General features: G+C 44.7%; 6 protein-coding genes and 1 tRNA gene. 6 read left to right on the forward strand and 1 reads right to left on the reverse strand.

Going from position 1 to position 10255, the window contains the following annotated elements; genetic code table 11:
* Positions 1-41 precede the first annotated feature (41 nt).
* The 5 genes from NO989_RS01850 to NO989_RS01870 all read left to right on the forward strand — a co-directional run bounded on the left by NO989_RS01850 (position 42) and on the right by NO989_RS01870 (position 5720).
* Positions 42-1532 carry a TIGR03503 family protein gene (locus tag NO989_RS01850; RefSeq protein ID WP_371341971.1) on the forward strand — a complete coding sequence of 497 codons (1491 nt, stop codon included), beginning with the start codon at positions 42-44 and terminating at the stop codon, positions 1530-1532.
* Positions 1533-1747: 215 nt separating this feature from the next.
* Positions 1748-1824: transfer RNA gene (locus NO989_RS01855), tRNA-Asp, on the forward strand.
* A gap of 317 nt (positions 1825-2141) precedes the next feature.
* A complete protein-coding gene (locus tag NO989_RS01860; RefSeq protein ID WP_371341972.1) occupies positions 2142-3695 on the forward strand; it encodes an EAL domain-containing protein in 1554 nt (517 codons plus the stop codon).
* A gap of 101 nt (positions 3696-3796) precedes the next feature.
* Complete coding sequence (gene lolD, locus NO989_RS01865) at positions 3797-4507, forward strand: lipoprotein-releasing ABC transporter ATP-binding protein LolD (RefSeq protein WP_131136195.1); 711 nt, start codon at positions 3797-3799, stop codon at positions 4505-4507.
* Positions 4494-5720: a lipoprotein-releasing ABC transporter permease subunit gene (locus NO989_RS01870; protein WP_338358770.1), complete on the forward strand. Its 1227-nt coding sequence runs from the start codon at positions 4494-4496 to the stop codon at positions 5718-5720. The genes lolD and NO989_RS01870 overlap by 14 nt, the downstream gene beginning before the upstream one ends.
* Before the next feature lie 401 nt (positions 5721-6121).
* Here NO989_RS01870 and NO989_RS01875 read toward each other — a convergent pair whose 3' ends face one another.
* Positions 6122-7468 (reverse strand): dicarboxylate/amino acid:cation symporter, encoded by a 1347-nt coding sequence (locus NO989_RS01875; protein ID WP_014949187.1) that lies wholly within the window; start codon positions 7466-7468, stop codon positions 6122-6124.
* 114 nt (positions 7469-7582) lie between these two features.
* Here NO989_RS01875 and NO989_RS01880 point away from each other — a divergent pair, with 114 nt between their 5' ends.
* Positions 7583-10132 carry an Ig-like domain-containing protein gene (locus tag NO989_RS01880; protein ID WP_061485672.1) on the forward strand — a complete coding sequence of 850 codons (2550 nt, stop codon included), beginning with the start codon at positions 7583-7585 and terminating at the stop codon, positions 10130-10132.
* The last annotated feature ends 123 nt before the right edge of the window (positions 10133-10255 follow it).

Consider the following 10255-nt stretch of genomic DNA (forward strand, 5'->3'; position numbering starts at 1 on the left):
AACAGAACTAAAATAGCCAAACAATGCAGGAGCAGCGTAGCGTGAGAGTGTGGTTTTATTGGGTAATTTTTTTATCATTGTTTATACACTTAAGCGCTAGCGCTCAGTCGCAAGAAGACGAACGCGACGCTGCAAGGCAGCTTGCTGATAGCGCTGTACAAAATGCTCAATCAAGCAACACAACAATAGATACATCTCCTCTTACAGAGCTTGGTGATGAATACACCAACTCCATTCAACTGTTACAAAACCGCTTTCGCGTTGACTATAACGTTAAAGAAATCACCATGGTTTTCTTTAGGGAGTACGGTTCTGCCCCTGTAGTGCTGGTTAGACCCGATGGTTCAAAGCTATTTCAAGGGCGCGTCGACGAAGAAAAGGTGCAGTGGTACGACGCTGATACCTTTGACATGATCACCATCAAAGATCCTGTGCCAGGACCTTGGCAAGCTGTAGGTCAAGTATTACCGCAAAGCCGTGTAATGGTTTTGTCTAATGTTGAACTTCATGCTGAGCCGTTACCGAATGTGCTGTTTGCCGGCGAAATACTTAAATCCACAGCCTATTTAACCAACAACGGCAAGCCTATAGAAAACAAACAGTTCAGAGATGTCGTCGACTTAGAGATTGAGTTTAAGAGTACCAATAACCCTAACTACGGCAACTTTGGTACAAATGACCAGCGCATAGCGACATTTAAAGACGATGGGCGAGGGATGGATGAGCGACCAGGAGATGGCGTTTTTACTGGCCAGTTCAACTTGAAAATACCGGCTGGTGAATGGAAGCCTATTTTTCGCGTAAGCACACCAATGTACACCCGCGAGCAAATAGGCGAACTTATCGTCTTACATGAAAATCCCGTGTCTATTGATGTTGAAATGGATGGAGGCGGAGAGGGATATCATAAAATTATCATTGATGTAGACCGTGAATTAGTCGACATCGAGTCACTGTTAGTCGATGGCAAAGTGAAGTTTCCTAATTCCGATATGCAGAATTTTTCGCTAACAGAAGGCGGTGTGGATCCTCGAGAGCACTTAATTGTCGCCTACGAAGAAGGAATTTTTAGGGTAAAACTCACTGCTTACGGCACGACAATGGATGGGCGCGATTTTATATTAGATGTCCCTGAATATAGTTTTGTGGCAGAGGGACCTGCCGAGCCTGAGGTTGAAGACCCTTTAATCAATGGAAAAGATCCTATCGTTGATGGCAGTGCACCCTCAATAACGCAACCTGAAGTGCCACAAGACGATATGCAGCCAAATTCGGTAGAAGATGAAATGGATGATGGGACGCTAACCCTCATTCTGGTGGCCGTAAATGGGTCTATAGTGCTCATCGGAGTAATCGCTGCTGCTGTAATTATTATTATGCGAAAAAAGGCGTCTGCGCCTAAGCAAGCAAATAGTATTGCAAAGCCATCCGGAGAAACCACCGATGCTGACCTTACTATGGAATCTGAACCTAAGGGGTTTAAAAAACTGTTAGGGCTATTCAAAAAGCGTGAAAAAGCTGAAAAGGAATAGCAGGGAGACCAGCGCTTCAGTTTAAGGCGTCGCTAATTTGTTCAGTTTGAATTTTATTTCGACATAATGCCTATTTAACAGGCAAACAAACCGCAGATGACAATTTTATTAATAAAAAGCGTTGACTCCACATAGGGGAATACGTATTATCTGCGCCGCAGTCAGGGGACAGGGCAACAACAGCCAAGTCAACTCACTGATAACATTGAAGATGTGGAGCGGTAGTTCAGTTGGTTAGAATACCGGCCTGTCACGCCGGGGGTCGCGGGTTCGAGTCCCGTCCGCTCCGCCATTAATGATAAGCTTTTCTTCTTAGATAATTCCCCCTTCTGGGGACACTCAAAAAGTTCTTTTTTACTCTGCAGTTAAAATTGCTGTTCTCGCTATCGCACTTTATTTATTCTTACCCTCTTGTCAGTTAGCCATTCAAGAAATTGCTCCATTTCCCAATTGCACAATGTGACACTAGAAACATTATTCCTCTTCGATTAATAGTCTTCTATGAAGTAAAAAAACACCCAACAAACAGTAACATGCCCTAAAGTCGTAGTGTCTTTTTTTTAATTTGTACTAAAGTTAGGTCGTTCACGCTAAAAAAACACGGAAATTATGAATAAAAGCGACCAAAAACAGTACTTTCTTGCTGATAATTTAAAAGCAATTGGGGTGTCATTGCTAAGCGTAGTGGGTGTGACCCTATTACTTGCTATCGTTATGTTTGTGTTTATTCGAGAACAAGAGGAGAGTCGCGCTATAGAAATACTAGATAATGTGCGCGTAGTATTTAGAGATGCTGAGATCACGCTCGATTACCTAAATGCGCTTCCGTATCAAACCTGTGAAATGGATAACTTAGCGGAAATGCGAAAAACCTTGTTTCGCTCTCGATTTGTAAAAGAGATAGGTTTTTATCAAAATAACGAGCTATTGTGCAGTACTTATTTGGGCATTCTAGAAGAGCCCATGAAAGAGGTTAAGCCTGATTTTTATACTCAGCTTGGCGACGCTTTTTGGATAAATACTCCTCTTCAGCTTTTCGATAAACAAGCTACCGGTACTATAGTACAGCGCGGACGTTACAACGCAGTATTGGATATGGATAGTGTCATTGGTTACAGCTACACGCAAGATTGGCAGCTGTTCTACAATGGCGATCAGTTTTATCATATGGCAGGTAATCCTAGCCTTGTCGGTTCTACCCTCAGCCAAGATGACATGGACGCACGCACTGGCTACTTTTCCTTACAATTTATCCAGTGTGATGAACGCTACAATCATACCTGCCTAAAAGTGAAATCTGATCACGGTCGCGTATTAGATTTGCACATGGGCAAGCTGGTGTTGTTTGTGTTTGCTATGTTAATGACAGCAGCGTTGACGCATATGCTTACCTTTAACTATTTAAGACGACGACGTTCACTTGAGTCTCGCGTCGGTAAAGGGCTAAAAGAACATAAGTTCTATTGCTTGTACCAACCTTTTGTAAACTTGGAATCGGGAAAGGTCATTGGGTGCGAAGTATTGAGTCGATTTGAGGATGAATTTGGGCCGATTTACCCTGACGAATTTATTCCTCAGGTAAAAGAGCAGGATATGACCTGGGAATTTACGGTTGATATGATTACCACCGCCATGAGAGAACTCAACGAAAACCCAGAGATCCCCGAAGGCTTTAAGGTATCGTTTAATCTATTCCCCTTCGATTTTACCCGCGAAGGTAGTTTGGACCTAGACTTTGTACTAGATATGAACGTAAAGAACTTCAAGTTAGTTTTAGAGATCACTGAAGATGAGCAAATCGCCACTCATAGTGCGGTGAAGCATATTAAGTCACTGAAGAGTAAAGGCTTCTTATTTGCAATTGACGACTTTGGAGTGGGTTATTCAAATTTAAGCCAGCTTAAAACGCTAAACTGTGATTACCTTAAAATTGACCGCAGCTTTGTTATGGATATGGAAGATAACAGCATTCGTTCATCACTCATCCCTCACATTGTGAGTATTGCCGAAGGACTTAATGTTGATTTGATTGCAGAAGGGGTTGAAAACATTGATCAATGCAATGAACTGAAAGGATTAACCATCGGCTTTGGTCAAGGGTGGTTATTTGGCAAGCCACAGTCTGCGGATGCGTTGGCCAAAAGCGTTCAAGGCACGCAATAATACAGATTCATATTTACGTTTTAGCGCTGTTATTTTTCAGTTGGTGTTGGTAGTGTTTAACGCTACCATTCACCGTCTGGAAATTAAAGAAGAATACTCGCATGCAGGACGTGCTAATTTGCCGCAATATTAATAAAACCTATCAAGATGGCAGTAATGCTACCCCCGTTTTACACGATGTCTCTCTTTCAATAAAAGCTGGCGAACATGTTGCTATTCTAGGTAGCTCCGGCTCAGGTAAAAGCACCCTTTTACATATTCTTGGAGGGTTAGATAAACCTTCTAGCGGTGAAGTCGAATTCAATGGAAAATCACTCGGTCAATTATCTGGAAATGCATTAGCAAAGCTTCGCAATGACGAAATGGGCTTTATCTATCAATTTCATCATTTACTCGGTGAATTCACAGCGTTAGAAAATGTAGCAATGCCGCTAAGAATTAGAGGGCTCTCGACCAAATTGGCCCACGGCAAGGCTCGTGAAATGTTAGATGAAGTTGGGCTTTCTCACCGCGTCGACCATTTACCATCGACCATGTCAGGCGGTGAACGACAGCGTGTGGCAATAGCACGAGCTTTAGTTACCGAGCCATCAGTGGTACTGGCCGACGAACCTACAGGAAATCTTGATGACTCGACGGGTGAGCAAATTTATAAACTGCTTACTAGCTTAAGTGATAAAAAAGGGACAGCGTTTGTTGTCGTTACCCATGATATTACCTTGGCCGGGAAAATGGACAGGGTGCTGAAGATAAAGGACGGCAGATTAGCGAGCGATACGTTATTCAAGGAGAGCCAAGATGCTCGCCTTTGAATTGGCCCAACGCTTCAGAAAAACACGTTCAGAACAGCGTTTCATCTCTTTTATTTCTATGTCATCCACCATTGGGATTGCCCTTGGTTGCTTTGTACTAATTGTGTTGCTGAGCGTAATGAACGGGTTTGAAAAAGAGCTTACAAGTCGTATTTTGAGTGTGGTCCCTCATGGTGAATTATATAGCAAGAGCGAAAGCGGAATAGAAAATTTAGACGCGCAGCTCTATCGTTTGTCTCAAGATAGCCGTATTGCCTCTGTCACGCCATACACAGGGATAACCGGAATGTTGCAGTCAAAGGGGGAGTTGAAGGCGATTAGCGTTACTGGTATTCCGGTAAACAGTGTTAGCGACAAATATGCTGAAAGAGTCACAAGTGACGATTGGCAACGTTTTTCGATGCAAAAAAATGGTCTCATCGTAGGAAAGGGTATTTTCGCTTCCATGGACCTTAATATTGGTGACATTGTTCAAATACTCATTCCCCAAACAACACAGGATCTAACCTTCAAAGCCCCACGTTCAATTACGCTTTCTATTTCTGGAGTGCTATCTGTTGGCGGTGAACTCGATAACCAGCTGGGTTTAATGCACTTGGAAACAGCGTCTGAAGCTATTGGTATTTCATCTAAGTCACAAGGAATTCAGTTTACACTTAACGACCCATTTTCATCTTACGACACGATGCGAGATATAGGTTACAGCTACCCTCAGGGTGTTTACATGTCTGACTGGACACGTACCCAAGGCCACTTATATAACGATATTCAGCTAGTTAGAGCTGTGGTGTATATCGCCTTGACGCTGGTCATTGCCGTTGCTTGTTTTAACATTGTGTCGTCACTGGTTATGGCGGTTAGAGACAAACAGGCTGCCATCGCAATATTAAAAACCATGGGAGCGACGGATCGTTTAATTCGCAATACCTTCGTGTTGCAGGGCGTTATCAATGGCGTTATAGGCATTACTGTAGGTGTGGTTTTAGCGCTACTGGTAGCACCTAATCTCTCTGAGATTGTTCGCTTTATTGAGGTGGCGATAGGCATAGAAATTCTATCAGGCGATATATATTTCATCGATTTCCTACCATCTGATCTACATTGGCAAGACGTTGTAGTAACCGTGGTTGTTGCTATGTTCTTGAGTGTGGGCGCTACTATTTATCCAGCGCAAAAGGCAGCCAAAGTATCACCTTCATCAGCGCTTCACTAACTTTAAGCTCAATAGGGTAAGTAATACCAGTCAGCATAGATCATTACCCACTCAGCGAGAGTTAAAATGTTCGTAATCGCGGCGTGTTACCGCAGGTATAGTGGTTCTACATCAAGGTGACACAACAAAGAGTACGGACATTTTAAACTCGCCCTTCGGGAAGGTCTGGCAAGCTTCCTAGCTTCATTCTGGGAATTTGAAAGGGAACAGCCATTCCTGCATTCCCACGCTTTGCTAGGAAGCTTGCCGGCGCCTTCTGAGTGGGCAATTATCTATGCGGATTGGTATAACGGAGCAAGCAACTAACTAAAAAAGGCCAGCATCAATTGCTGGCCTTTTTTAGTTTGCGACTGCTTCTGTAAACTCATATGTAAATCGAGCTAAAGAAGCTTTTATAGTCGTTACTTATTCTTTTCAAAATGTTCGAAGTCAACATCTTCCTGCTTCAAACCGGCTTTAGGATCGTTATAAACGCTTTCGTCCAATGCTCCTTCGCTTTTAGCTACAATGCACGACACCATACAGTCGCCAGTAATGTTTACCGCAGTGCGTGTCATATCCAGCAGTCTGTCTACACCGATAATAAGTGCGATCCCTTCAACCGGTAGGTTCACTTGCTGCAATACCATAGCTAGCATGATAAGGCCCACACCTGGCACACCAGCGGTTCCGATAGAAGCAAGGGTGGCGGTAAGTACTACCATCATATAGTCGCCAAGGCTTAAATCGACAGCGTAAACCTGGGCAATAAAGACCGTGGCAACACCTTGCATTATGGCCGTGCCGTCCATGTTAATTGTTGCGCCTAGCGGCAGGGTGAACGACGATACCGAGTTACCTACGCCAAGTTTGTTTTTCGCCGTTTCCATAGTAACGGGTAACGTAGCGCTACTGCTTGAGGTACTAAATGCGAATAGCGCAGCGTCACGCATTTTCTTCATCAAGATAACAGGGTTTAATCCCGATAAAGCTTTTAGCAGCACTGAGTAGGTTACCAGGCCGTGGAGGATTAACACGCCAAATACTAAGAAGAAATATTTCGCCAGGCTCAGAATTGTTTCGCCACCAATAGTGGAGAAGAGTTTCGCCATCAACACGTACACGCCGTATGGCGCTAAGTTCATGATGATGGTTACAAGACGCATGATTACCGTATTAATATCTTCAAAGATAGCGGTAAGACGCTTGCCCGCATCACCTGTCATCGCCATAGCTATACCAAACAGTACGGCAAACACAATGATCTGTAGCATGTTGCCCTGTGCCATTGAGTTAATTGGGTTGCTTGGGAACATGTTAACGATAACGTCAGACAGGCTAGGGGCCTCTTTCGCTTGGAAGGTAGTTTCTGTTGTTAGATTTAGCCCATCACCCGGAGACACCACTAAAGCTATACTCATGGCTAGTGTTATGGCAATGGCGGTTGTGACAACATAGAGTCCGACTGACTTTGCGCCAAGTCTTCCCAATTTACTAGGGTCAGACAGTGTGCTGGTTCCGCAAATTAAGGAAACAAACACAAGAGGAACCACAAGCATTTTTAAGCTGGCAATAAATATTTGGCCGAGAGTGGAAAATATACCTTCTACAAGAATGTTATACGTTGAGAACTCTAAACCGAATATCGAAAAAGTAAAATCTCCGCTATCATCAAACAATAATTGGAGAAAGACACCAGTCAAGATACCGGCAGCCATGCCGATAAAGATGCGGGCGGTTAAACTATATTTATGTGCAGATGAAGACATTAATGTTCCCTGTGCATTTTTATATTTTTAATCTTTCGTAGTGTGCCAGATTCAGTTGATTTTTAAACATAAAAAACGACGCAATTGTCAATAAAAGAGGTTCAGGAACGAATTATGTCGACATTAGCGAAAACGCTAAGCCTAATTAGCGCATTATTTATGCTAACAGCATGTGGTGGGGGCGGTTCATCAGTCTCTCGAGATAACACGGACAACGGAAGCGGAGACGGCGGTACCACATCACCAACCTATTCAATCGCTTTAACACTGGAAAATGAAAGTGGAGCAAGCGACAACAGCCTTTCTGAAGACAATAGTCTGTTTGTTGTTGCGACCGTGTCAGATCAAGATGGCAATCCGCATGCAGACGCGTTACTTACTTTTACGCTAAGCAATGAACAACTAGCCGAGTTTGGCAACGACACGGGAACGGCGCGTACAAATTCAAATGGTGTAGCCCGATTACGCCTTAATGCCAGCACGGCTTCTGGAGATGGCGAAATTACCGCTGCGCTCGGTAGCGGCGAAACGGGAACTACTACGTTTTCAGCCACAGCGGTGACAAGCACCGACCCAACCACAATAAGTGTATCGCTAGCCTTACAAAATGCAGCTGGGGAAGCAGACAACAGCTTATCTTCTAGCAACGCATTGGTTGCACTGGCAACCGTGACCAATTCTGAGGGTGAGCCTCAAGCCGATTTGCTCCTAACTTTCTCATTGAGCAACGATGATTTAGCGACGTTTTCTAACGATACTGCCACTGCACTGACTAATGCTGAAGGCGTAGCGTCGATCGGTATGTCGGTGGGAAGCGCATCAGGGGATGGTGAAGTAACGGCTACTTTGCCAACGGGTGAAGCGGATTCAACTACATTCAGCTCTACGGGCAGTACAACGGTAAGTGAAGAGCCCGCGTCACTGGAGCTTTATGCTAACAGTATTCAACTCGCCTCAAGCGGTAGTGATGAAGTTGAGTTGATAGCACTGGTTAAAAATGAACAAAGTGTGCTGATGGAAGGGGTAGAAGTAAGCTTCTCTGCCGCATCAGGCGATGGGGTTGAACTTCAATTAACTCAACCAGAAACCGCCGCAGATGGTACAGCGCGCGCAATATTAACGTCTCAGAACGATGCGTCAAACCGCACCGTCACCATTACAGCAGGTGCAGGCAGCCTTACGCAAACAGTTGAAATTACCATTGCTGGTACAGAAGTCACCATCAACGGTGCATCGTCAGTTATTTTGAACGACAGTGTAGATTATACAATTCGTGTTCAGGACTCTGACGGAACATCAATTCTCAACCAAGACGTAGTGCTAAGTGCGGTTAACGGAACGCTTAGCAGCACGACTGTTAATACGGGCGCAAACGGACAAGCGACAGTGTCTTACACTGCATCAACGTCTGGCGAAGATACTATCACTGCGGCAGCACTTAACGCTGAGACAAGCTTTACGGTGCAAGTTCAGCAAGACGAATTTAACTTTGTCAACTTGCCTACAGAGGAAGTGCCGCTAGGGCAGACTCAAACTATTACGGTCCAGTGGCGTCAAGACAACACGCCTGTGGTAGGTCAAAATGTTACCTTTAGCGCGTCACGTGGTGTTATTGCGGGCAACGCAACTGTAGTGACCGATGCAGAAGGGCAAGCGAGTATTGATATCAGTGCGAATAATGCTGGTATCTCTTCAATCACTGCATCAGCGAGTGACGGAAGTGGGAATGTGTTGGTTTCAGCACTCACTCAGATTGAGTTTATTGCCACCACACCTCACACACTGATTGCCGATGCATCACCTGACATCATTGGCCCTGACGGTCAAACCAGTACCATCAGTGCAGTTGTTCGCGACGTTGATGGAAACTTGGTGAAAAACAGTGTGGTTAACTTCTCTGTATCTGACGTATCGACCGGATTTGTATCACCTTCTCAGGCAACCACCGACAGCAAGGGGATAGCGACCACCGTCTTTACTTCAGGATCGGTATCGACTCAAGACGCGGTAGTGGTTACTGCTTTTGTTGCTGACGACCCAGCCATTGACGACGAGGTTGTGTTAACAGTGGGCGCACGTGCTTTTGATATCTCGCTAGGAACGGGTAATGAGCTTGAAGAAGCCACATCGACTTCTTACCTAAAGCGCTTTGGTGTGTTTGTATCAGATTCTGCAGGTCAGCCCGTTAGTGGCGTCAACCTGACTGCGTCAGTTGCGCCGGTAAAATACGTAAATGGCGGTGAGTATAGAACCGGCTTTTGGGTATTCGACGATGATGCTTCTCAATGGGTTGCAATAGTAAATCAAAACTGTGAAACCGAAGACGTTAACGACAACGGTATTTTGGATACAACACCAAGAGATGAAGATACCAATGAAGACGGTATGTTAACTCCTGGATTAATTGGGACCATCGCGTTTGCCAACGGTGCAGCGGTGACAGATGAGAATGGCTACGCGGAATTGGAATACCGTTATCCTCGCAGCTATGCAATCTGGTATGACGCTGTCATTTCAGTGTTTGGGCAGTCTACAGGCAGTGAAGCAAGTGCGAAGATGCGTTACACCCTAAGTATTTCTGCTGACGACGTGACGGATGAAGGGGCATCACCGCCAGCTAATCCATTTGGGGTAACTGACCAGTGTACGCTGGTTACACCGTAAAGCGTTTGAAATTAACACGTAAAAAAAGCCGGCTTATAGCCGGCTTCAGATTGATGATAAACCCCTCTTTTTTCGGAGGGGTTTATTTTTTCTAGCAGCCGAAGGCTGCGATCGCGATATTTT

This window comes from Alteromonas sp. DY56-G5, assembly GCF_041414725.1.
GTDB classification, from domain to species: domain Bacteria; phylum Pseudomonadota; class Gammaproteobacteria; order Enterobacterales; family Alteromonadaceae; genus Alteromonas; species Alteromonas macleodii.

Coding starts and splice junctions, on each gene's coding strand:
- lolD (WP_131136195.1), top strand. CDS start 3,797: ATGCAGGACGTGCTAATTTGCCGCAATATTAATAAAACCTATCAAGAT.
- NO989_RS01875 (WP_014949187.1), bottom strand. CDS start 7,468: ATGTCTTCATCTGCACATAAATATAGTTTAACCGCCCGCATCTTTATC.
- NO989_RS01870 (WP_338358770.1), top strand. CDS start 4,494: ATGCTCGCCTTTGAATTGGCCCAACGCTTCAGAAAAACACGTTCAGAA.
- NO989_RS01860 (WP_371341972.1), top strand. CDS start 2,142: ATGAATAAAAGCGACCAAAAACAGTACTTTCTTGCTGATAATTTAAAA.
- NO989_RS01880 (WP_061485672.1), top strand. CDS start 7,583: ATGTCGACATTAGCGAAAACGCTAAGCCTAATTAGCGCATTATTTATG.